The 21,708-nt window shown below is 55.1% G+C and carries 23 protein-coding genes; 9 read left to right on the forward strand and 14 right to left on the reverse strand.

Features of this window, described 5'->3' with window-relative positions:
* Positions 1–138 precede the first annotated feature (138 nt).
* The 3 genes from L383_RS18475 to sodC all read left to right on the forward strand — a co-directional run bounded on the left by L383_RS18475 (position 139) and on the right by sodC (position 1,922).
* Positions 139–378 carry a DUF1289 domain-containing protein gene (locus L383_RS18475; protein ID WP_014883562.1) on the forward strand — a complete coding sequence of 80 codons (240 nt, stop codon included), beginning with the start codon at positions 139–141 and terminating at the stop codon, positions 376–378.
* Between the two features lie 48 nt (positions 379–426).
* Entirely contained in the window at positions 427–1,323 is an 897-nt protein-coding gene (locus L383_RS18470; RefSeq protein WP_014883563.1) for an aldo/keto reductase, read from the forward strand.
* Between the two features lie 80 nt (positions 1,324–1,403).
* Positions 1,404–1,922, forward strand: coding sequence for a superoxide dismutase [Cu-Zn] SodC (gene sodC / locus L383_RS18465; protein WP_014883564.1), 519 nt, complete (start codon positions 1,404–1,406; stop codon positions 1,920–1,922).
* Here sodC and L383_RS18460 read toward each other — a convergent pair.
* Genes L383_RS18460 through L383_RS18450 form a run of 3 tightly spaced genes read right to left on the reverse strand, consistent with a single transcriptional unit; the run spans position 1,901 to position 5,033 of the window.
* On the reverse strand, positions 1,901–3,934 hold the full coding sequence (locus tag L383_RS18460; protein WP_023332813.1) for an FUSC family protein: 2,034 nt from the start codon (positions 3,932–3,934) through the stop codon (positions 1,901–1,903). The genes sodC and L383_RS18460 overlap by 22 nt on opposite strands.
* Complete coding sequence (locus L383_RS18455) at positions 3,934–4,794, reverse strand: efflux RND transporter periplasmic adaptor subunit (RefSeq protein ID WP_014883566.1); 861 nt, start codon at positions 4,792–4,794, stop codon at positions 3,934–3,936. The genes L383_RS18460 and L383_RS18455 overlap by 1 nt, the downstream gene beginning before the upstream one ends.
* A 2-nt stretch (positions 4,795–4,796) precedes the next feature.
* Positions 4,797–5,033: a DUF1656 domain-containing protein gene (locus L383_RS18450; RefSeq protein ID WP_014883567.1), complete on the reverse strand. Its 237-nt coding sequence runs from the start codon at positions 5,031–5,033 to the stop codon at positions 4,797–4,799.
* A gap of 186 nt (positions 5,034–5,219) precedes the next feature.
* Here L383_RS18450 and slyA point away from each other — a divergent pair, with 186 nt between their 5' ends.
* Positions 5,220–5,660 carry a transcriptional regulator SlyA gene (gene slyA, locus L383_RS18445; RefSeq protein ID WP_032628878.1) on the forward strand — a complete coding sequence of 147 codons (441 nt, stop codon included), beginning with the start codon at positions 5,220–5,222 and terminating at the stop codon, positions 5,658–5,660.
* A gap of 37 nt (positions 5,661–5,697) precedes the next feature.
* On the opposite strand, the gene L383_RS18440 is transcribed toward slyA, so the two are convergent.
* Both L383_RS18440 and slyB read right to left on the reverse strand, forming a co-directional pair.
* The gene (locus L383_RS18440; RefSeq protein ID WP_023332815.1) at positions 5,698–7,059 is read right to left on the reverse strand and encodes a sensor domain-containing diguanylate cyclase; all 1,362 of its coding nucleotides are present in this window, start codon (positions 7,057–7,059) and stop codon (positions 5,698–5,700) included.
* A gap of 201 nt (positions 7,060–7,260) precedes the next feature.
* The gene (gene slyB, locus L383_RS18435) at positions 7,261–7,728 is read right to left on the reverse strand and encodes an outer membrane lipoprotein SlyB (RefSeq protein ID WP_014883569.1); all 468 of its coding nucleotides are present in this window, start codon (positions 7,726–7,728) and stop codon (positions 7,261–7,263) included.
* Positions 7,729–7,983: 255 nt separating this feature from the next.
* Here slyB and anmK point away from each other — a divergent pair, with 255 nt between their 5' ends.
* From anmK to pdxY, 5 genes are all read left to right on the forward strand, one after another.
* Positions 7,984–9,108, forward strand: a complete 1,125-nt coding sequence (anmK, locus tag L383_RS18430; RefSeq protein ID WP_014883570.1) for an anhydro-N-acetylmuramic acid kinase — start codon at positions 7,984–7,986, stop codon at positions 9,106–9,108.
* A 93-nt stretch (positions 9,109–9,201) separates the two neighbouring features.
* On the forward strand, positions 9,202–9,525 hold the full coding sequence (gene mliC / locus L383_RS18425) for a C-type lysozyme inhibitor (protein ID WP_014883571.1): 324 nt from the start codon (positions 9,202–9,204) through the stop codon (positions 9,523–9,525).
* A 57-nt stretch (positions 9,526–9,582) separates the two neighbouring features.
* Positions 9,583–10,239 (forward strand): pyridoxamine 5'-phosphate oxidase, encoded by a 657-nt coding sequence (gene pdxH / locus L383_RS18420; RefSeq protein ID WP_023332816.1) that lies wholly within the window; start codon positions 9,583–9,585, stop codon positions 10,237–10,239.
* 125 nt (positions 10,240–10,364) lie between these two features.
* On the forward strand, positions 10,365–11,639 hold the full coding sequence (gene tyrS, locus L383_RS18415; RefSeq protein ID WP_014883572.1) for a tyrosine--tRNA ligase: 1,275 nt from the start codon (positions 10,365–10,367) through the stop codon (positions 11,637–11,639).
* A 66-nt stretch (positions 11,640–11,705) separates the two neighbouring features.
* A complete protein-coding gene (pdxY, locus tag L383_RS18410; protein ID WP_023332817.1) occupies positions 11,706–12,566 on the forward strand; it encodes a pyridoxal kinase PdxY in 861 nt (286 codons plus the stop codon).
* Positions 12,567–12,643: 77 nt separating this feature from the next.
* Here pdxY and gstA read toward each other — a convergent pair whose 3' ends face one another.
* From gstA to rsxA, 9 genes are all read right to left on the reverse strand, one after another.
* Positions 12,644–13,249 (reverse strand): glutathione transferase GstA, encoded by a 606-nt coding sequence (gene gstA, locus L383_RS18405; RefSeq protein WP_023332818.1) that lies wholly within the window; start codon positions 13,247–13,249, stop codon positions 12,644–12,646.
* A 105-nt stretch (positions 13,250–13,354) separates the two neighbouring features.
* On the reverse strand, positions 13,355–14,863 hold the full coding sequence (gene dtpA, locus L383_RS18400; protein ID WP_023332819.1) for a dipeptide/tripeptide permease DtpA: 1,509 nt from the start codon (positions 14,861–14,863) through the stop codon (positions 13,355–13,357).
* A 605-nt stretch (positions 14,864–15,468) separates the two neighbouring features.
* Entirely contained in the window at positions 15,469–16,104 is a 636-nt protein-coding gene (gene nth, locus L383_RS18395; protein ID WP_008500570.1) for an endonuclease III, read from the reverse strand.
* Positions 16,101–16,787: an electron transport complex subunit E gene (locus L383_RS18390; RefSeq protein ID WP_014883576.1), complete on the reverse strand. Its 687-nt coding sequence runs from the start codon at positions 16,785–16,787 to the stop codon at positions 16,101–16,103. Before L383_RS18390 ends, nth begins: the two co-directional genes overlap by 4 nt.
* Positions 16,788–16,789: 2 nt before the next feature.
* Complete coding sequence (gene rsxG, locus L383_RS18385) at positions 16,790–17,410, reverse strand: electron transport complex subunit RsxG (protein WP_023332820.1); 621 nt, start codon at positions 17,408–17,410, stop codon at positions 16,790–16,792.
* Positions 17,411–17,420: 10 nt separating this feature from the next.
* Entirely contained in the window at positions 17,421–18,473 is a 1,053-nt protein-coding gene (rsxD, locus tag L383_RS18380) for an electron transport complex subunit RsxD (protein ID WP_023332821.1), read from the reverse strand.
* On the reverse strand, positions 18,474–20,495 hold the full coding sequence (rsxC, locus tag L383_RS18375; protein ID WP_023332822.1) for an electron transport complex subunit RsxC: 2,022 nt from the start codon (positions 20,493–20,495) through the stop codon (positions 18,474–18,476).
* A complete protein-coding gene (gene rsxB, locus L383_RS18370) occupies positions 20,488–21,066 on the reverse strand; it encodes an electron transport complex subunit RsxB (RefSeq protein WP_023332823.1) in 579 nt (192 codons plus the stop codon). The genes rsxC and rsxB overlap by 8 nt, the downstream gene beginning before the upstream one ends.
* On the reverse strand, positions 21,066–21,647 hold the full coding sequence (gene rsxA, locus L383_RS18365) for an electron transport complex subunit RsxA (RefSeq protein ID WP_014883581.1): 582 nt from the start codon (positions 21,645–21,647) through the stop codon (positions 21,066–21,068). Before rsxA ends, rsxB begins: the two co-directional genes overlap by 1 nt.
* Positions 21,648–21,708: the final 61 nt, after the last annotated feature.

A 21,708-nucleotide genomic window follows, 5' to 3' on the forward strand; every position in this document is an offset into this window, starting at 1 on the left:
CCTGTTCTTATGATGATGGGCTGAGTATAGAGAGGGAAGATTAGTGAAACCTTAATGCCACAAAACTGTGGTAAAGCCCTTGCACCTGACGCGTTTAGCGTCTTCACTGTAGATGAGAGTGGTCATGCGGAGGTCAGTGTGGCAGAGCAACTGGAGTTTTTCCCCATCCAGAGCCCGTGCCGGGGTATTTGTCAGGTAGATGAACGCGGATATTGCCGCGGGTGCATGCGCACCCGTGACGAGCGCTTTAACTGGCAAAACTTCAGCGACACGCAAAAACAGGAGGTGCTCCGGCTGTGCCGGCAGCGACTTCTGCGCAAAATCCGCGCAAACAAAGCCGCTGAGACCGAAGAACCTCAGCAACCTTCACTGTTTTAACACGGTAATTGCGTATACTCATGACATCACGTCCTTGAGGAAAATGTTATGGTTCAGCGAATTACCCTTGCCCCCCAGGGGCCAGAATTCTCCCGTTTTGTGATGGGCTACTGGCGCCTGATGGACTGGAATATGTCCCCCCTCCAGCTGGCGAGCTTTATTGAAGAGCATATCGATTTAGGGGTCACGACCGTCGATCATGCGGATATTTACGGTGGCTACCTGTGTGAAGCCGCATTTGGCGAGGCGCTCAAGCTTGTTCCGGCACTCCGCGACCGCATGGAGATCGTCACGAAGTGTGGGATTGCCACCACGGCAAAACCTGAGCACGCCCTCGGCCATTACATCACCGACAGCGCGCATATCATCAAGAGCGCTGAGCAGTCGCTGGTCAATCTGGCGACGGATCGCATCGACCTGCTGCTGATTCACCGCCCAGACCCGCTGATGGACGCCGATGAGGTGGCGGAAGCCTTCCTGCATCTGCATCAGAGTGGGAAAGTGCGTCACTTCGGCGTCTCAAACTTTACCCCGGCACAGTTTGCACTGCTTCAGTCTCGGCTGCCGTTTACCCTGGCCACTAACCAGGTGGAAATTTCCCCTGTCCATCAGCCGCTGCTGCTGGACGGTACGCTCGACCAGCTGCAACAGCTGCGTATTCGCCCGATGGCCTGGTCCTGCCTGGGAGGCGGACGCCTGTTTAATGATGAGGCGTTCCAGCCGCTGCGCAATGAACTGGAAACCATCGCCCGTGAGCTGAACGCGGAGAGCATTGAACAGGTGGTGTATGCGTGGATCCTGCGTCTGCCGTCAAAACCGCTGCCGATTATTGGCTCCGGAAAAATCGAACGCGTTCGTTCCGCACTGGCCGCGGAAGAGCTGGAGATGACACGTCAGCAGTGGTTCCGCATCCGCAAAGCCGCGCTGGGTTACGACGTGCCTTAAACCGCCATAATCTGACTTTCCGGTGAAATCTTTGCCTCTGGTATACACTTAAGGGGCAAAAAATAACCCGCGGAGGTCATATGAAGCGTTTTGCTCTGGCATTGGTCACGCTGGTTGTTTGCGCAGGAGCGCAGGCAGCCAGCGACGAAGTGGAAATGAATCTCGTCACCTCTCAGGGTGTGGGTCAGTCTATCGGGACGGTGAAAATCACTGAGACCGACAAGGGGCTGGAATTCGCGCCCAATCTCAAAGCACTCCCGCCCGGCGAACACGGCTTTCATGTTCATGCCAAAGGAAGCTGCCAGCCTGCCATGAAAGAGGGTAAACCGTCCGCGGCGGAAGCCGCCGGGGGGCATCTCGATCCGCAACATTCAGGCAAACATGAAGGGCCAGACGGTATGGGGCACCTTGGCGATCTGCCGGTGCTGGTGGTGAACAATGACGGTAAAGCCACCGATCCGGTCGTGGCCCCGCGCCTGAAAAAACTCGATGAAGTAAAAGGCAAAGCGCTGATGATCCATGTGGGCGGCGATAACATGTCCGATCAGCCTAAACCGCTTGGCGGCGGCGGGGCACGTTATGCCTGCGGCGTGATCTGATCTCCAATGGTGCCAGGTGGGGGAGCCTGTTCCAGCTGCGACAGCGAGCAGTGCAGGCGCCAGATGATTGAGGCTAAATCACGGGCTGCGGGAAGATGGTGATGCGCGAGGGTATCGCAGATCCGTTGCAGTTCAGCCAGCGTGACCTCCAGAGGCCGCTGCTGGACACCGCGTTCACTCATCACGTCGCGTAGCAGGGAAATGCAAACATCGCGCACCTGCGACAGCGGGTCGGACCGCGTTTCCCATGCGCGAAGCTGCCAGACCACATGCGAACAGTTCAACAGCACCACGCCCCAGCGCAGCAGCCAGCGGCGGGAAAGCGCGTCATGGCTGTTGTTGAGCTGGCTGACATGGTGATACACCAGCGATTCATACTCGCTTTCACGCAGATGCGGTTTGCGGCTGAGCTGGTCGACAAACCCTCTGCGTAATTCCCTGATATGTCGTCGGCTCTTACGTGCATCAGAGCCGGGACGTAATACCGCGAATGCGAGCCATGCCAGCCCCACGCCCAGGATCTTTGCCAGGTTATCATTGAGAAAATCGGCGTAATCATACACCGGCGGATTCGTCACGGAGATAAACGAGCCCATAAAGACAATCAGCTGGCCCCACAGGCCCGCCAGTTTCGGCATTTGCAGCTTGAGGAGTTGCATCGTCGTTAACAGCGGAAACAGGAACAGCAGGAACTGCCAGAGATCGCTTATCTGCACCATCAGGCCAAACTTCACGGCGAAACTGAACAATGACAGGAGTACCAGCGTGCGCAGTAGTAGCGTAAGAGAGTTAAACGGCGAGGCCGCGACGGAGTAAAGCACGCAGCTGATGGCGGCAAGCGTCAGGGCCGCGGCACCGGATTCCCACTGCGTGGTGATGCTCCACGCCCCAACCAGCGTCAGCGCACAAAAGGTGCGAAAACCACTCCACAGTGCTTCCAGATAATCGGTATGTCGGGCGAGAGCCGGGCTGCCGGGGACATTAAATTCCGTTACCGGCGTGGCATTCTCGACGGCGTTAATCCAGCGGCTACTGCGCAGATATAACCGGCAAAAGTAATTCAGGCGCTGCCAGAATGCGCGATGGCGATAATCATACTCATCCGTCGGGGCGAGCGGGGCGATGATCTTCGCGACGGTGTAAATATCCGCGTCCGGACGCGCAAGCGTCGCGAGCAGCGTCTCAATGACGGCGCGGGTATTTTCAGGGGGCGTTGGCCAGTTGAGCAGCATCCGGCGCAGGCTGGAGATGGCGCTGGTCATACGCAGCTGCTGGTGCAGCAAATAGTTGAGCAGCGTGTTCTGACGACGAAAACGGTAATGACTCCAGAAAGCCTGTATGCGCAACAGGTTCATGGTCAGGATCTGCCCGATAACCTTTTCATGCGCGAGACGGATGTCATCACTGGTATCCGGTTGCCACAGCAGGCTTGCATGTTCCAGCAACCGGGTATGCATGGTCTTCAGCGCGGTAATCAGCGTCGTACCGTCGGAGGTGCTGGGCAGGATCATCATCATAAACCCGCCGCTGAGGATCCCGACAATCACCTCACAGACGCGCGCCTGTGCAATATCCCACAGTTCGGTGGTATCGAGCACATTGACGACCGGGAAGGCAATGATGGCCGCGGTATAGCCCGCTAACTGGAAAGCGTAGGCCACGTTATTGGTAAAATGGGCGCAGGCCCAGGTACAACATCCCAGCCACACCGCCATGCTCAGCAGGAATAGCCACGGATCGTTCAGCGTATGCCCCGCGATAATTAACGCCGCGGTGGCGCCTAACAGACTCCCCGCGATGCGGCCAAGGCTTTTGCTGATCACTCCGCCAACGGTAGGGAAACTCACCACCGCGGCTGAGGTCATCGCCCAGTAGGGTTGGTCAAGATTCAGGTAATAGGCGACCGTCAGCGCCAGACACATGGCGATGCCATTACGCAGCGCGTAGCGCCACTGAGGACGCGTCGCTTTCATCCACGGCGTGTTTTGCCAGGAGAGCGCCTGCAGCTTCATTAACGGCTTCCGATGGAGACGGTGCAGGTGGTGCCGGATACTAGCGTAATGCCCTCGGGTAAACGGTCAAACTCCACGCGCACAGGCACACGTTGAGCCAGGCGCACCCAGGGGACGTTCGGCTTTATGTCCGGTACGAGGCCGGAATCCGTTTCAACGCTTTGATCGTAAATGGCGCGACCGATGCTGGAGACGTGACCCTGTAACGTTTGCGAACCGCTGTAAAGGGTAATGGCCGCAGGTGAACCCTCGCGAATGTGGCGAAGCTTGGTCTCTTCAAAATAGCCCACCACGTAGAAGGAGTGGCTGTCGACAAGGGCAAAAACAGGCTGGCCGGTGGTGGCGTAGTTACCCACCCGGGCAGAGAGGTTAGTCACCCATCCATCTACAGGTGCGGTAATCACGGTTTGGGTCAGTTCCCACTGTGCCTGCTTAAGCGTCGCCTGGGCTACGTTGACGCTTGCCTGCATGGCCTTGACGTTAAGGTTGGCGGTATCCAAATCTTCCGCTGAGATGTAGTTTTGCGATAAGTGACGGCGGCGATTGGCTTCGTTATTGGCCTTCGCCAGGTCTGACTGGGCTTTCGCCAGCTGCGCCTGGGCATTCAGAACGGCAATATGGTAGGGGGTATCGTCGATACGGAACAGTTCCTCTCCCTTTTTAACATACTGGTTATCCTTCACCAGGAGCGTGGTAATACTTCCCGACACCTGCGGGGTGATGCTGACCTGCTCGGCGCGAACTTTGCCGTCACGCGTCCAGGGGGACTGCATATAAAAATTCCAGAGCCACCAGCCGGCGATCAGCGCGAGGACCAGGACAAACAGGGTGGAAAAGTACTTCAGCGTTTTCAGAGGCATATTCACCACACGGTCAAAACAGCAAGGCCCAGACTGACACAGAGGGCGAACAGGGAGAGATCCATCAACATGGGATGCCAGATTTCGCCGGAATACATCCAGTCGCGAAGCAGGCGGTGCGCAACGAGCCAGAGGATAAAGCCCACCAGCACGGCTTTAAACAGGGGAGGAAAGTAGACTGACGCACCGAAGATCAGGTCCTGGAGGGGTAAACCCTCTGAGCGATGAAAAAAGGTCACAAGCAGAGATCCTTTGCAGTGAACAGAATGCCGCGTTGGCTTGTCTGAGTATAAAGAAGCATCAGAATTCAGTGTAAGTCATACTTTTGAGTTAGATGAATGCAGTATTGCATTTGTTTTGCCAATACAAATGCTGCACACTATTCTAAAATCAGTATAATAACTTAGCAAGCTAATTATAAGGAGATGAAATTGGAATCGCCATTAGGTTCTGATCTGGCAAGGTTGGTACGCGTCTGGCGTGCTCTGATTGACCATCGCCTGAAACCTCTGGAATTGACACAGACGCATTGGGTCACGCTGCACAACATTCATCAGTTGCCGCCTGACCAGTCGCAAATTCAACTGGCAAAAGCGATAGGTATTGAGCAACCGTCGCTGGTGCGTACGCTTGATCAACTGGAAGAGAAGGGGCTGATCTCCCGGCAAACCTGCGCCAGCGATCGTCGCGCCAAGCGGATTAAACTCACTGAGAAAGCAGCGCCCATTATTACCGAAATGGAAGCTGTGATTACCAAAACGCGCGGTGAAATCCTTTCAGGCGTTTCACCGGCGGAGCTGGAAATGCTCATCAGCCTCATTTCTCGCCTTGAGCAGAACATCCACGAGCTGCAGTCTCGCGACTGACCAGACAACAAGGCCTTGCATCTGCAAGGCCTTTTTCCTACCTAAAGACAACGACGCGGTTTCGGCCAGTCTCTTTCGCTTCATACATCGCTTTATCGGCGCTTTCCACGCACTCCTCTGCGGTCACGGACGATGATGTTGCCGTAAACACACCCATGCTGATGGTAATGGGCTCCGGTAGCTGACCTTCGCTGGTGGTTTTATCAAAGCTGCTCAGCTTCAGCCGTATGCGTTCCGCCACCTGGCATGCTGCGTCTGAAGGGGTATTTGCCAGCATCAGGACAAACTCTTCACCACCGATACGCGCCGCGATGTCCTGCGGGCGCACGGAATCCACCAGCAGATTGGCGACAAACTGTAAGACTTTGTCCCCCTGCAGGTGACCATAGTTGTCGTTGATGCGCTTGAAGCGATCGAGATCGCTGACGATAACCGAAACAGGGCGGCTGGATTTTGCGACAGCCAGCGCCTGATTTAACGATTCATAAAAATAGCTGCGGTTATACAGGCGCGTAAGCGGATCGCGAATCGAATTCTGATACGACTGTTGATACTTTGAATGCGATTCACGGTACAAGCTGAAGACATCGCAGAGCAGAACAAAAATAATCAGCAGCGTGGCGACGGTTTCAAATAACCGTGCACGATACCACGATATGTCTTCGGCATGCCCACCCAATAACAGCATCAAGAGCGTGACGATATAGCAGACACAAAGAAAATTACCGGTCACCCAGAACAGATTACGTACGCGCGTCATAAACATCAGCGTTGCTAATGTCACCACCCAGAGGACAATTAAAGAAATATTAATGCTGTGGCTCCAGAGAACCATAAACTGCCGCGTTTCATTATCAACCAGATCGAGGGATAAAAAATCAAAATGGCTGGAATACATCCACGCCACCATCACGCCACCGGCAGTAAAAAGAAATGTCGTGCTGACGATAGCGATATGCGTCAGCCGCGAAAGGGGCTGATTACGCAGGGGAAACAGCAGGGCCGAAGCGATGAACAGGACCGCCATGATGAGATGGCGGAACATATAGTAGATCATCGCATCGTTATAGTTCACGACGTTGAACTGGTAGAGATCCAGCCAGGCGGGAAAACTGGACAGCGTTCCAACCATCAGCAATGCCGAACCGGCAAAGGCAAAAGCGATGGCAACCAGATACAGACGCCTCTTATCACACCAGTATTTCATTGCCATAAAACAGGCAATAAACAGGTGAAATACCAGTAAAAAAATGGTGAGCGTGGGGAACAACAGCGGCGAAAAGGAAGGTACCCATTCAACCAGTTTTGAAAATAAACCCTGTAATATTCCGATGACAATAACACAACCGAAACAGAACGAGAGATAACGACCTTTTACGGTAAGACGATTCGCAAGCATATAAATTTTTTTAAATAATTAAAGATGAATGAACAGGAGGTAATAGCGAAGAGTCTAATCAATTGAAACAATAATTACTTTGCGCAGAAACAATATACGGTGGGGTAAATAATGGGTGGGGTGAATATATTTTGTAAATATATTCATTAAAATGATATATATTGTAAAGGGATGTGGCCTGATAGCCACATCCCGTTTTAATTAACGTGGGGAAACGGTCACCTGGCTTCCGTTGCTTGCCAGCACGACACGCTGACCAGCAGAGAAACGGGTATTCCCCTGTTTCTGAACAACCATAATGGTGCTGCCGTCGTCTTTACGAATTTCCAGCTCAACACCCTGCGTTTTGTTCATTGCACCCTGAACGCCCTGGCCTGCAACACCACCCGCCACAGCGCCCGCAGCGGTCGCCAGAGAACGGCCTGTACCGCCGCCAACGGTATTCCCGAGGAAACCACCCAGAACAGCACCGCCGATTGCGCCCATAACGTTGTTGTCATCGCCACCCTGAATTTGTACAGGACGGGCGTTAACAACGGTACCGTAAGTCACGCTCTGAACCTGTTTTGCTTCAGAAGCGCTGTAAACGTCGCCAGACAGTGAGCTGTCATTCACACAGCCAGCCAGGGTTAAACCAATCAGCGAAACGCCCAGTACACGTACAATCATTTGAATCTCCTGTTCACCAAAAACGCCCAATTGGAGGCATCCGTTATGGCTAAATTATATGGCATAAGGGGCCATAGTTCATATCTTTGCACTAACAATAAGAAAATTGTACTTGAATTTGACTTAACGAGACATAAACAGGTTCTGCTCATGTCACCCGCATGACATTGTTAAAAAATATTATCGCTGGATGGCAAAGCCGTGCTGTTTATGGTTGAGTGGATAACCTTAGCCCACGCAACGTAAGGAAAGCGCATGAAATCGGGTCGCTACATTGGTGTGATGTCGGGCACCAGTCTGGATGGGGTAGATGTCGTTCTGGCCGCCATTGATGAACGTATGGTCGCTCAGCAGGCGAGCCTGACCTGGCCCATTCCCATTTCACTGAAAGAGGATATTCTGAGTATCTGTCAGGGGCAGCAATTGACGCTCTCTCAGCTAGGGCAACTTGACGTCCGCCTGGGAGCACTGTTTGCTGATGCGGTACAGGCGTTAATGCAAAAAGAAAATCTTCGACCGCAGGATGTGGTTGCCATCGGATGCCATGGACAGACCGTCTGGCATGAGCCGGTTGGTGATGCGCCGCATACGATGCAAATCGGTGATAACAACCAGATTGTGGCGAAGACGGGCGTCACGGTCGTCGGCGATTTCCGTCGTCGCGATATTGCGCTTGGCGGCCAAGGGGCACCGCTGGTGCCCGCTTTCCATCAGGCGCTGCTGGCACACCCTTCAGAACGCCGGATGGTGCTGAATATCGGCGGAATTGCCAACCTGTCAATGCTCATTCCCGGGCAGCCTGTCCGCGGCTACGATACCGGTCCAGGTAATATGTTAATGGATGCCTGGATCTGGCGGCAGTGCGGGCAACCCTATGATAAAAACGCCGAGTGGGCGAGCGAGGGTAAAGTGATTCTCCCGCTGTTGCAGTCGATGCTCAGCGATCCCTACTTTGCTTTACCGGCGCCGAAAAGCACGGGGCGTGAATACTTCAACGTTGGCTGGCTTGAACGTCAGCTGGCGCCATTCCCGGCACTGGCTCCGCAAGATGTCCAGACGACGCTTGCCGAATTAACGGCGGTGTCGATCTCTGAGCAGGTACTTCTCAGCGGCGGATGCGAACGCCTGCTGGTGTGCGGCGGTGGAAGCCGAAATCCGCTGGTGATGGCGCGTCTGGCCGCGTTACTGCCGGGGACGGAAGTGACGACGACAGACGAGGCGGGTATCAGTGGGGATGATATGGAAGCGCTGGCTTTCGCCTGGCTTGCCTGGCGCACCATCGCCGGGCTTCCGGGTAATTTACCGTCGGTGACCGGCGCGCGCGAGGCCAGCGTCCTCGGGGCGATTTACCCGGCAAATCCTCGTCATAATCAGAGTTAACTGAAATTCAGCGCGGCGTCTCGTCGTTAGAATGGAATGAAACAGGAGGGCAGCCATGCCCTCCAGGACCAGGAAAGTCTTCGGAATACGCCCATGAAAAAAATTCTTCTTATTGTCGCGCCTTTATTGCTGTCAGGATGCAGCGTCTACAACCAGTTCCTTGAGCGTATGCAGACCGATACGCTGGAGTATCGCTGCGATGAAAAACCGCTGACCGTGAAGCTGAATAATCCACGTCAGGAAGCCAGTTTTGTTTATGACAATAAACTGCTGACCCTCAAGCAGGGCATGTCGGCCTCCGGGGCACGTTATTCCGACGGTATCTACGTCTTCTGGTCGAAAGGGGATAGCGCCACGGTCTACAAACGCGACCGCATCGTGCTGAACAATTGCCAGCTTGAAAATCCGAAGCGTTGAGATTTTTACAGGGGCGGCGCACAATAGCGCCACCCAAACTCAACGTCAGCTAACGCCATGTCAGATAACGACGAACTGCAGCAAATTGCGCATCTGCGCCGTGAATACACCAAAGGCGGCCTGCGTCGCCAGGATCTTCCCGCTGAACCCATCGTGCTTTTTGAACGCTGGCTGAAACAGGCCTGTGAAGCGAAACTGGCCGACCCAACGGCCATGGTTGTCGCAACGGTAGATGAAAACGGTCAACCGTATCAGCGCATCGTCCTGCTCAAGCATTATGATGAGAAAGGGCTGGTGTTTTATACCAACCTCGGCAGCCGCAAAGCGCACCATTTAGAAAACAATCCGCGCATCAGCCTGCTGTTCCCCTGGCACATGCTGGAACGTCAGGTCATGGTCACCGGCAAAGCGGAACGTCTCTCGACCCTTGAAGTGGTGAAATATTTCCACAGCCGTCCGCGTGACAGCCAGATTGGTGCCTGGGTTTCAAAACAGTCCAGCCGAATCTCTGCCCGCGGTGTCCTGGAGAGCAAGTTCCTGGAACTGAAACAGAAGTTCCAGCAGGGGGAAATCCCACTGCCAAGCTTCTGGGGCGGCTTCCGTATCCCGATTGAGCAGATTGAGTTCTGGCAGGGCGGTGAACATCGCCTGCACGACCGCTTTTTATACCAGCGCGAGAATGGCGGCTGGAAAATCGACAGACTGGCACCGTAATCCCCGAAATTTGTTGATTTAAGCGCTAGCGCACACCGCGCTTGCGCTTTATTCTATGGTCCTTTCGCATCAGGCGAAAAGTCGTGTACCGGCAAAGGTGCAGTCGTTTATACATGGAGAATTTGATGGCAAGCAGTAACTTGATTAAACAATTGCAAGAGCGGGGCCTCGTGGCCCAGGTGACGGACGAGGAAGCGTTAGCAGAGCGACTGGCGCAAGGCCCGATCGCGCTCTATTGCGGCTTCGATCCCACCGCTGACAGCTTGCATTTGGGGCATCTTGTTCCATTGTTATGCCTGAAACGCTTCCAGATGGCGGGCCATAAGCCTGTTGCTCTGGTGGGTGGTGCAACCGGTCTGATTGGTGATCCAAGCTTTAAAGCCGCTGAGCGTAAACTGAATACCGAAGATACCGTGCAGGAGTGGGTGGATAAGATCCGCAAACAGGTTGCCCCGTTCCTCGACTTCAACTGCGGCGATAACGCTGCCATTGCTGCCAACAACTATGACTGGTTTGGCAGCATGAACGTGCTGACCTTCCTGCGTGATATTGGCAAGCACTTCTCTGTTAACCAGATGATTAACAAAGAAGCGGTGAAGCAGCGCCTGAACCGTGACGATCAGGGTATTTCCTTTACCGAGTTCTCCTATAACCTGCTGCAGGGCTATGACTTTGCTTGCCTGAACAAACTGCATGGCGTTTCCCTGCAGATTGGTGGTTCTGACCAGTGGGGTAACATCACGTCCGGTATCGACCTGACCCGTCGCCTGCACCAGAACCAGGTCTTCGGCCTGACGGTTCCACTGATCACCAAAGCAGATGGCACCAAATTCGGTAAAACGGAAGGCGGCGCGGTGTGGCTGGATCCGAAGAAAACCAGTCCGTACAAATTCTACCAGTTCTGGATCAACACGGCGGACGCCGATGTTTACCGCTTCCTGAAGTTCTTCACCTTCATGGATATTGCAGACATCAATGCGCTGGAAGAAGAAGACAAAAACAGCGGTAAAGCACCGCGTGCACAGTATGTGCTGGCCGATGAAGTGACCAAACTGGTTCACGGTGAAGAAGGTCTGGCGGCGGCGAAACGCATTACGGCAAGCCTGTTCAACGGTACGCTGAGCGATCTGAGCGAAGCGGACTTCGAACAGCTGGCGCAGGACGGCGTGCCGATGGTTGAGATGGAAAAAGGGGCTGACCTGATGCAGGCGCTGGTGGACTCCGAGCTGCAGCCGTCTCGCGGACAGGCGCGTAAAACCATCGCGTCTAACGCGATCACCATCAACGGTGAGAAACAGGCTGACCCGGAATACACCTTCGTTGATGGCGACCGTCTGTATGGACGCTACACGCTGCTGCGCCGCGGTAAGAAAAATTACTGCCTTGTTTGCTGGAAATAATTAACAGTCTCCAGGGGCGTGGGAAACCACGCCCTTTTTGTTTTTTCAGGGTTTGGTAAGAAAAAGATGAAGAACATCCTCGCCATTCAGTCCCACGTTGTTTTTGGCCATGCGGGCAACAGTGCAGCGGAATTCCCGATGCGCCGCCTCGGTGCTAACGTCTGGCCCCTCAACACCGTGCAGTTTTCCAACCACACGCAGTATGGTAAATGGGCCGGCTGCGTGATGCCGCCCTCGCACCTCACCGAGGTGGTTCAGGGCATTGCGGATATTGACCAGCTCAAACGCTGTGACGCCGTTCTGAGCGGTTATCTGGGCTCAGCCGAGCAGGGGGAGCACATCCTTGGCATTGTGCGTCAGGTGAAAGCAGCGAACCCGGCGGCAAAATACTTCTGCGACCCCGTCATGGGACACCCGGAGAAAGGCTGTATCGTAGCGCCCGGTGTTGCAGAGTTTCACGTTCGCCATGCGCTGCCTGCCAGCGATATCATTGCGCCAAACCTTATTGAGCTGGAGATCCTCTGCGAGCACACGGTTAACAGCGTAGAAGAGGCGGTAAGCGCGTCTCGCGAGCTGATAGCCCAGGGGCCAGAGATTGTACTGGTAAAACATCTCGCCCGCTCCGGGCTGAGCCAGTCGCGTTTTGAGATGCTGCTGGTGACGAAAGATGACGCCTGGCATATTAGCCGTCCGCTGGTGGATTTTGGCCTGCGTCAGCCAGTGGGAGTGGGGGATGTGACCAGCGGTCTGCTGCTGGTGAAACTGCTGCAGGGTGCAACGGTCAGAGACGCGCTTGAGCATGTGACTGCGGCGGTGTACGAAATCATGATTGCGACGAAAGAGATGCAGGAATATGAACTTCAGGTCGTCGCGGCACAGGATCGTATTGCGAAGCCGGAGCACTATTTCAGCGCCACCCGGCTTTAAACGATGTCGGGTGGCGCTGCGCTTACCCGGCCTACAAAACCCGTACGCCCGTGCAAGCGAAGCGCCGCCGGGCGATATTAGCTAAGACCTTCCGCTTTCAGCGCCGCAGACACAGCAGGGCGCTCCGCCATACGGGTCATATACGATGTAATATGGTCTAACCCTTCCATATTGAGCTTAACCGCCCGCGCCCAGCGCAGCACGGTAAACAGATAGGCATCGGCAATCGTGAAACGGGAACCACAAATCCACTGATCGTCTTTCAGCGACGCGTTTACATACTGCAGCTTTTTCTCAAGAAGCGCGCGCAGGGTCGGTTTGTACTCTTCCGGCGTATCCGGGCGGAACAGGGGAGTAAAGCCTTTATGTAACTCGGTAGCGATATAGTTTAACCACTCCAGGGTCTTATAACGTGCAATGCTGCCGGTGGGGGCAAGAAGCTGGCGATCCGGTACGTTGTCCGCCAGGAATTGCATGATGGCAACGCCTTCTGTCAGCAGAGTTCCGTCATCCAGCAACAGCGCTGGAACTTGTCCCTTCGGGTTAATGGCAAGGAAATCATCGCCATTCTCCAGACGCTTTTTCATCAGATCAACGCCATCGAGCGTGAAATCTTTGCCGCTCTCGCGCAGGGTGATATGGGAAGCAAGAGAGCACGCGCCCGGTTTGTAGAACAGTTTCATCGGTAACTCCTTTTTGCTGAGGTTTCAGCTATGTTAGTGCGCGAACAGGCAAAAAAAAAGCCGCTAATGCATTAGCGGCTTCTCAACAGTCGTTTCTCAATAATCTTACGCAGTCGCGGTTTCGCTTGCCTTGGCCGTCTTGTCGTCGTCCTGAGTCATACGATTCAGTTTCGGCGCGGTCAGCAGCATCAGAACTGCAATCACCGCTGTCGCGATACCAATCTGCATGAACACGGTGCCGTAGACATTCAGGGAGACCAGTGGGTCAGTGACGTTTTCCGGCACGGCCATCAGGTTCGCAATCTTACCTGCGATAATTGCTGCACCGGCAGTGGTCAGGAACCAGCTACCCATAATGAAGCCCATCAGACGCTGTGGAACCAGCTGTGCCACCATCGCCAGGCCCAGACCGGAGATCATCAGTTCGCCGATAGACTGCAGCGCATAGCTCAGAATCAGCCAGTTTACGGAGACGATACCGGCGTCGGTCGCAAATTTGGTACCCAGCGGCAGCACCAGGAACGCACCGGAGCACAGCACCATACCAATCGCAAACTTGTGCGGCATTGGCAGACGGTCGCCCATCTTGTTATAGATAGCTGCCAGAATCGGGCTGCCAATCATAATCCAGAACGGGTTCAGCGCCTGATACTGCTCCGGCTCGAACGCGATACCCAGGATAGAGTGCTCAACGTTACGAATGGCGAAGAAGTTCAGAGAGGTTGGCATCTGGCTGTACAGTACGAAGAAGATAATCGCTTCCAGCATCAGAATGAAGGCTACAATCATCTTACGGCGCGCAGCACCCTGCATCGCGAACGCTTCTTTCGCGAAGATGACCACGATACCCAGTGCAACCACGCCCAGCACCGCACGTGCGATACCCTGGTTGTGCAGCAGCCAGGTGGCGATTGCCGCCAGAATCGCAACGCCCACGATGGTCGCCAGCAGTTTGCCCATATGGACGGGTTCAAAATCGGGTTTTGAACCGTAGTCTTTGACCCAGTTGCGGCAGAACAAGAAGTTCACTACGGTGATCAGCATGCCCACGAAGCTCAGCGCAAACGCCACGCTCCAGCCGAATTTAGCGGCCAGCCATGGTGTTGCCAGCATGGAGAAGAATGAACCGATGTTGATGGACATGTAGTACATGGTGAATGCACCGTCCAGACGTGGGTCATCTTTGCTGTAACAGGTAGAGAGCAGGGAAGACGGGTTCGCTTTAAACAATCCGTTACCGACAGCAATGGTCGCCATACCCATATACACCACTGCGGCGTCATGACCAGACCATGCGACCAGCCCATAGCCAATCGCCAGAACAATGGCGCCCAGCATGATGACACGTTTGGTGCCGAGAACTTTATCACCCAGCCAGCCGCCGATAGCAACCAGGCCGTATACGAGGGCACTGAAGGAGGAGAACAGCGTGATGGAATCGGCTTCGGACATACCCAGCTGTTTTACCAGGTAAACCGCCATGATCCCTTGCAGGCCGTAGTAACCAAAACGCTCCCATAACTCGATAGAGAAGATGAGATAAAACGCTTTCGGTTGTTTAAAAGCGTTAAGACTCACGCTTTCATCTGTTGGTTTATTGTTTGCAGTCGACACATATACCTCTTTTTTTACATCCCATATTAACGGGGGTGTTCATAGCGTGATGGCCGTAGTCCATCCGCCTTATAGTTATATTGGGAGGAGAAACGGCGGGTAATGTTCACTATCCTGACCCGTCTGGCAATACGTTTGTAATAATCTGTTACATTTATCTGGGGTGGTATAATCGTCGGTTCATGCAAATGTTATTCAGCGTTAAATTTCATACGGTGAGTAAAGGTAGTTTTTTCAACTGGTATTCCCCCTCTCCGATCGGCTTTTTGCGATATGTTCTGCTATTTGCCGTTTGTGGCAGTGATATAGCCCATATTCTGAAAAATAGCTGGTCTTATCTTCCGGTTCTGATCGGTTATATCTTGTCTGGCAAAGGCTTTGGGATGATTTTGACAACAAAAAATCAACATGAAGTTATCAGAGTGATCGCGATCACAGATGTATAGAAATTTTTGGCTATGAAAAAAGTATTAACCTGTTTGAGCGTTAACGCGCCGAACAAGTGATAAGTCAGCAGGGGCAAGAGGCGGATGATTTATGGTCAGGAGAGGGACGTTTGGAAGGCCTTCTCCTGATGTGGGATTGCGATTGTTCAGACCAGCAATTCAGGGATAAACTTTTTCTTTGTATTCGCAGAGGTCTTCAATAATGCAGGAGCCGCAACGAGGTTTACGGGCGATGCAGGTATAACGGCCGTGCAAAATCAGCCAGTGATGGCAGTCAACCTTGAATTCGGCGGGCACCACTTTTAACAGCTTCTCTTCAACCTGCTCAACGTTTTTACCGGGGGCGAAGTTGGTGCGGTTAGAAACTCGGAAGATATGCGTATCCACGGCGATCGTCGGCCAGCCGAACGCCGTATTAAGCACCACGTTCGCGGTTTTGCGTCCTACACCCGGCAACGCTTCCAGCGCTGCGCGGTCTTCCGGCACCTCACCGCCGTGCTGTTCCAGCAAGATCCGGCAGGTTTTAATCACATTCTCTGCTTTGCTGTTAAACAATCCGATGGTTTTGATATAAGACTTCACGCCTTCCACGCCGAGCTCCAGCATCGCTTTTGGCGTGTTAGCGACCGGATAGAGCAGGGCGGTCGCTTTATTGACGCTCACATCGGTAGCCTGTGCAGAGAGCAACACGGCGATCAGCAGCTCAAACGGGGAGGTAAAATTCAGCTCCGTCGTCGGATGCGGGTTCTCGTCCCTCAGACGGGTCAGGATCGCAATGCGCTTTTCTTTATTCATGAGGCCTTCTCGGGTATCCCTTCCTGGACGCTACGCTCTGCTGCGCGGCGCTTACGTTTTTCATCAATCAGGTATTTTACTGCCAGCATCATGCCAAGGCCAATAAACGCGCCAGGTGGCAGCATCGCCAGCAGGAATGGCGTATCGGTATGGAACACCTCGATACGTAGCGATTTGGCCCAGCCGCCCAGCAGCGCGTCGGCACCGTCAAACAGCGTCCCGTTGCCGAGGATCTCGCGCAGTGAGCCCAGCACGAACATCGCACCGGTCGCACCCATACCAATCGAAAAACCATCCAGCGCCGACATGGCCGGACTGTTTTTCACGGCGAAGGCTTCCGCACGGCCGACCACAATACAGTTGGTCACGATCAGAGGGATAAAAATTCCGAGCGACTGATACAGACCGAAGGCGTAGGCGTTAATCAGCATCTGGACGATACTGACCACCGACGCAATGATCATAACGTAAATCGGAATACGGATTTCCGACGGGGTCCAGCGGCGTAGGGAGGAGATGGAAAGGTTGGTCAGAGTCAGCACCAGCGTCGTTGCCAGACCGAGACCAAGCGCATTGGTGGCCGTTGACGTCACGGCCAGCAGTGGGCACATCCCCAGCAGCTGAACCAGCGCGGAGTTGTTCTTCCACAGTCCCTGGACAATAACCTCTTTAACCTGGCTCATGATCACTCTCCACAGGCCGGAAGATTGTTGATTTGCGCGGGTAGCGTTTCAGCATACAGCCCGGCCCGTTTTACGGCGTTCACCACCGCGCGCGGCGTGATGGTCGCGCCCGTGAACTGGTCAAACTCGCCGCCGTCTTTTTTCACCGCAAACGCGGTGTCATCTTCACCATGGATCACTTTACCGGCAAAGTGCAAAATCCAGTCGCTCAGACGGGTTTCAATTTTATCGCCCAGACCCGGCGTTTCATGATGTTGCGTCACGCGGGTGCCCAGTATGGTGCCGGAGAAATCGCTGCCGACGAGCAGCTGAATGGCGCCGGAATAGCCGTCGGGCGCCGTCGCCTCCATTACCGCGCCGACCGGTTTATCCCCTTTGCGGGCGATAAACAGGCGGTGTGGGCCTTTTCCAAGCTGCGGCGCGTCTACCATGAAGCAGCTCTTTTGCAGGTCATTATCGTAAAAATCCGACGGGATCACCTGATCGAACAGCGCTTTTTGCTGCTTCACCGCCTGTTCATCAATGGTCGATTTGGTCAGCTCATTCACCAGCGCCGTCATTCCGGTGAGTACGGCGGCGAAAACGGCCAGCGTGACGCCATGTTTTTGCATTGTTTTCAGCATCGCGACACCCTTAACGATGGCCGTACACGCGCGGGCGCGTGTAATAGTCGATGAGTGGAACGGTGATGTTGGCGAGCAGGACGGCAAACGCCACCCCGTCCGGATAACCGCCAAAGCTACGGATGAGCCAGACCAGCAGTCCTGCCAGCGCACCGAAGATTAAGCGACCACGGTTAGTCGTAGACGCCGTCACCGGATCGGTCAGGATAAAGAACGCGCCCAGCATCGTTGCACCGGAGAGCAAATGCATCTGCGGGCTGGCCAGCGACTCAGGGGAGAAGACCCAGCCAAGGGTGGCACAAACCGCCAGCGTCACGAGGAAGCTGACCGGAATATGCCAGCGGATGGCCTTCTGCTGCAGCAGGAACAGGCCACCCAGCAGATACGCCAGGTTAACCCACTGCCAGCCTGCGCCCGCGAGCATACCGCTGTAGATGGCGGATTTCATGATTTGCTCAACGCTGTGCCCGGCATGCAGGGACGTTTTGAACGTATCGAGCGGCGTCGCCTGGCTGATGCCGTCCACGCCCATACGCAGCGCGTTCATATCCGCGCCGAGCGCCGTATGGCCGGTAAAGATCACGTGCAGGGCATCCATAAAGCCTGGCACCGTGGCGGCAATGTCATGCGGTGGCAGCCAGCTGGTCATCTGTACCGGGAAGGAGATCAGCAGCACCACATAGCCGATCATCGCCGGGTTAAACGGGTTATGGCCGAGCCCGCCATACAGCTGTTTGGCAATAATCACGGCAAAAACGGTACCGAGGACGACCATCCACCACGGGGCAAACGGCGGAATACTGATGGCCAGCAGCAGGCCGGTCAGCAGCGCGGAGTTGTCGGCAAGAATGCGGGAGACCGTCATCTTGCGAAGCTTCAGCACCAGCGCCTCTGCCGCTACGGCGCTGATACAGCCCAGGGCTATCTGGAACAGGGTTCCCCAGCCGAAAAACCAGCACTGAACGGCAATACCCGGCAGCGCGGCCAGGCAAACCAGCATCATAATACGCGATGTCTGACGCTGATTATGGGTGTAAGGGGAACTTGCGATTCTGAAAACCATTTAATCCTCGTTAACGGCTTGCTGTGCGGCTTTCTTCGCCTGAACGCGCGCAATCGCGGCAGCGACGGCGGCCTTGCGCGGGTCATCGTTAGCGGCCTGCGGCTGCTCTTCCTGCTGCGCTGCTTTACGCGCTTTGGCGCGGGCTATCGCCGCTTCAACGGCAGCTTTACGCGGGTCAACCGGTGCTTCTGGTTCTGCTGCAGGTGCCTGCTGCGCTGCTTTACGCGCTTTGGCGCGGGCAATCGCGGCTTCAACAGCAGCTTTACGCGGATCGACCGCGTCCTGTTCAACCATCACCTGCTGATCCCCGGCCTTACGGGCTTTGGCACGGGCAATCGCCGCCTCGACAGCGGCTTTGCGTGGATCGACCTCCCCATCCGGTTGCGCTGTTTGCGCTTTTTCTGCCTGACGTGCGCGAGCCGCAGCCTTGCGTGCTTCACGCGCGGCGATGGCTTCACTGTTGTCAGGCTTCTCACCTGCAGGGATCACCACCGTCTGGGCAGCATTGGCTTTTTTCTCGCGAACGCGTGCCAGGGCGGCGTTAATTGCATCCTGATCTTTTTCGCCAGGCTGGACGGCGGCCTGCTTATGCCGCTCCTGACGGGCCGCTTTTTCACGTTCCAGCCGCGCCTGACGTGCTTCAAAGCGCGCTTTGGCTTCTGCTGCACGTTTTTCTTCCATGGAGATGGCATAAATTTCGGCCTTCTCCTGGCGGAAGTATTGCACCAGCGGAATATTGCTTGGGCAGACCCAGGCGCAGGCGCCGCATTCGATGCAGTCGGCCAGGTTATGTGCTTTGGCTTTATCGTGTAGCTGGCCTTTGCTGTACCAGTAAAGCTGCTGCGGGAGCAGATCCGCCGGACAGGCATCGGCACAGGCGCTACAGCGGATGCAGCCTTTCTCTTCCTGCACTTCGCCCATCTCGGTGGAAGAGGGAGCAAGCAGGCAGTTCGTGATTTTGACTACCGGGACATCCAGCCATGGCAGGGTAAAGCCCATCAGAGGGCCACCCATGATCACCATCTGATCGGTACCCGGGCAGAATTCAGCCTGCTCCAGCAAATGACGCACCGGCGTACCGAGGCGCGCCCAGACGTTACCCGGACGGGAGACCGATTCGCCAGTCAGCGTCACGACTCGTTCGGTTAACGGCTCGCCGTCAATTACCGCACGTTTCACGGCATAAGCTGTGCCGACGTTTTGCATCAGCACGCCGATATCCGAAGAACGTCCGCCGTGCGGCACTTGCTTCCCGGTGAGGATTTGCGTCAGCTGTTTTGCGCCGCCAGACGGGTACTTGGTTGGAATAACGCGCAGGGCGATATCATGGCTACCCGCCAGCACGGCGCGCAGCATGGAGATAGCCTGCGGTTTATTGTCTTCGATACCAATCAGCACTTCTCGCGGCTGCAAAATATGCGCGAGGATACGGATGCCTTCCACTACCTGAGCGGCGCAATCCTGCATCAGACGATCGTCGGCGGTGATATACGGCTCGCACTCTGCGGCATTGATAATCAGCGTCTGGATTTTATCGCTACCGCCGCGCAGCTTGACGCCGGTAGGGAAGCCGGCGCCGCCCAGCCCGGCAACGCCGAACTGGTGAATGCGCTCGATAAGCGCTTCGCGGCTCTGGCTGCGGTAGTCGCTCCAGCCGTCACGTTCGATCCAGCGATCTTCGCCGTCGGCTTCAATGATCACGCTCAGCTCTGACAGTGCCGACGGATGCGCCACCGTATGAGGGGCAATCGCGATCACTTTACCGGACGTTGGGGCGTGTACAGGCAGCATACGTCCGCGACCAAAGGTCAGCGGCTGACCGCGAAGGACGGTATCACCTTCTTTTACGCACAGCTCACCTTCCGCGCCGATATGCTGCTTGAGCGGCATGACGTAACGCGTCGCCAGCGGAATCTGGCGCAGCGGCGTGCCGTTAGACTGGGTTTTCATCTCCGGCGGATGAATACCGCCGTCAAAGTCCCAGATCTTCTCTTTTCTGAAAGCAGAAAATAACTTAAGCATGTTGTTCCACAGGAATGTTGCGAACCGGAATGGTTTGAAGATCCCACTTCCAGCTTTCGGTAGTCGCTTCAACCGGGCGCAGCGTAATACATTGCGTCGGGCAGGGGGCTACGCAGAGGTTACAGCCGGTGCACAGATCCGCCACGACGGTGTGCATGGCGCGGGTGGCACCAACAATGGCGTCAACCGGGCAGGCCTGAATACATTTAGTGCAGCCGATGCAATTTGCCTCGTCGATCACGGCGAGGCCGCGGACCGGCTCCTGCACATCCGCATCGCCATCAACGGGCTGTGGGTCAACGTTAAGCAGGGCCGCAATTTTCAGCATCACCGCTTCGCCGCCGGGCGCACAGCGGTTAATTTTCTCACCCTGAATGCCCACCGCTTCAGCGTAAGGGCGACAGCCAGGGTAGCCGCACTGCCCACACTGGCTTTGCGGCAGAAGCTCATCAATTTTTTCTACAACGGGATCGTCCTCTACCGCGAAACGGCGGGAGGCGTAACCGAGGATAAAGCCAAACGCTAACCCCAGGACGCTAATAGAGGCGATGGCAATCCAGATAGCATTCATTACAACTTCACCAGACCACTGAAGCCCATAAAGGCCAGAGACATTAAACCCGCGGTGACCAGCGCAATCGCGTTACCGCGGAAAGGCGCAGGGATATCCGCAGCGGCCAGACGTTCGCGAATCGAGGCGAACAGGACCATTACGAACGAGAAACCGACGGCGGCGGAAAAACCGTACAGCGCCGACTGCATAAAGTTATGGCCAAGGTTGATGTTCAACAGCGCCACGCCGAGTACCGCGCAGTTGGTGGTGATCAGCGGCAGGAAGATACCGAGCAGGCGATAGAGCGCCGGACTGGTTTTACGCACCACCATTTCGGTAAATTGCACAACAACGGCAATGACCAGAATAAAGGCCAGCGTACGGAGGTAGATTAACCCCAGCGGGATGAGGATCCAGGTATCAATCAACCACGCGCAAATCGATGCCATCGTCATGACGAAAGTGGTTGCCAGCCCCATGCCCATCGCCGTTTCCAGTTTTTTGGAAACGCCCATAAACGGGCACAGGCCAAGGAACTTCACCAGAACGAAGTTGTTAACCAGCACAGTGCCGACAAAGAGCAGTAAGTAATCGGTCATTATTTAGCCTGAAATAAAAAAGCCGCCTATTATCGGACAAACCGGGTCAGGCGACAACAGG

It is taken from the genome of Enterobacter sp. MGH 37, assembly GCF_000534515.1.
GTDB classification, from domain to species: Bacteria; Pseudomonadota; Gammaproteobacteria; order Enterobacterales; family Enterobacteriaceae; genus Enterobacter; species Enterobacter kobei.

Coding starts and splice junctions, on each gene's coding strand:
- L383_RS18390 (WP_014883576.1), bottom strand. CDS start 16,787: ATGAGCCAGGTTAAAGAGGTTATTGTCCAGGGACTGTGGAAGAACAAC.
- rsxG (WP_023332820.1), bottom strand. CDS start 17,410: ATGCTGAAAACAATGCAAAAACATGGCGTCACGCTGGCCGTTTTCGCC.
- slyA (WP_032628878.1), top strand. CDS start 5,220: ATGAAATTGGAATCGCCATTAGGTTCTGATCTGGCAAGGTTGGTACGC.
- L383_RS18440 (WP_023332815.1), bottom strand. CDS start 7,059: ATGCTTGCGAATCGTCTTACCGTAAAAGGTCGTTATCTCTCGTTCTGT.
- L383_RS18470 (WP_014883563.1), top strand. CDS start 427: ATGGTTCAGCGAATTACCCTTGCCCCCCAGGGGCCAGAATTCTCCCGT.
- rsxA (WP_014883581.1), bottom strand. CDS start 21,647: ATGACCGATTACTTACTGCTCTTTGTCGGCACTGTGCTGGTTAACAAC.
- nth (WP_008500570.1), bottom strand. CDS start 16,104: ATGAATAAAGAAAAGCGCATTGCGATCCTGACCCGTCTGAGGGACGAG.
- gstA (WP_023332818.1), bottom strand. CDS start 13,249: ATGAAACTGTTCTACAAACCGGGCGCGTGCTCTCTTGCTTCCCATATC.
- pdxY (WP_023332817.1), top strand. CDS start 11,706: ATGAAGAACATCCTCGCCATTCAGTCCCACGTTGTTTTTGGCCATGCG.
- sodC (WP_014883564.1), top strand. CDS start 1,404: ATGAAGCGTTTTGCTCTGGCATTGGTCACGCTGGTTGTTTGCGCAGGA.
- pdxH (WP_023332816.1), top strand. CDS start 9,583: ATGTCAGATAACGACGAACTGCAGCAAATTGCGCATCTGCGCCGTGAA.
- rsxD (WP_023332821.1), bottom strand. CDS start 18,473: ATGGTTTTCAGAATCGCAAGTTCCCCTTACACCCATAATCAGCGTCAG.
- tyrS (WP_014883572.1), top strand. CDS start 10,365: ATGGCAAGCAGTAACTTGATTAAACAATTGCAAGAGCGGGGCCTCGTG.
- L383_RS18455 (WP_014883566.1), bottom strand. CDS start 4,794: ATGCCTCTGAAAACGCTGAAGTACTTTTCCACCCTGTTTGTCCTGGTC.
- rsxB (WP_023332823.1), bottom strand. CDS start 21,066: ATGAATGCTATCTGGATTGCCATCGCCTCTATTAGCGTCCTGGGGTTA.
- L383_RS18460 (WP_023332813.1), bottom strand. CDS start 3,934: ATGAAGCTGCAGGCGCTCTCCTGGCAAAACACGCCGTGGATGAAAGCG.
- rsxC (WP_023332822.1), bottom strand. CDS start 20,495: ATGCTTAAGTTATTTTCTGCTTTCAGAAAAGAGAAGATCTGGGACTTT.
- anmK (WP_014883570.1), top strand. CDS start 7,984: ATGAAATCGGGTCGCTACATTGGTGTGATGTCGGGCACCAGTCTGGAT.
- slyB (WP_014883569.1), bottom strand. CDS start 7,728: ATGATTGTACGTGTACTGGGCGTTTCGCTGATTGGTTTAACCCTGGCT.
- mliC (WP_014883571.1), top strand. CDS start 9,202: ATGAAAAAAATTCTTCTTATTGTCGCGCCTTTATTGCTGTCAGGATGC.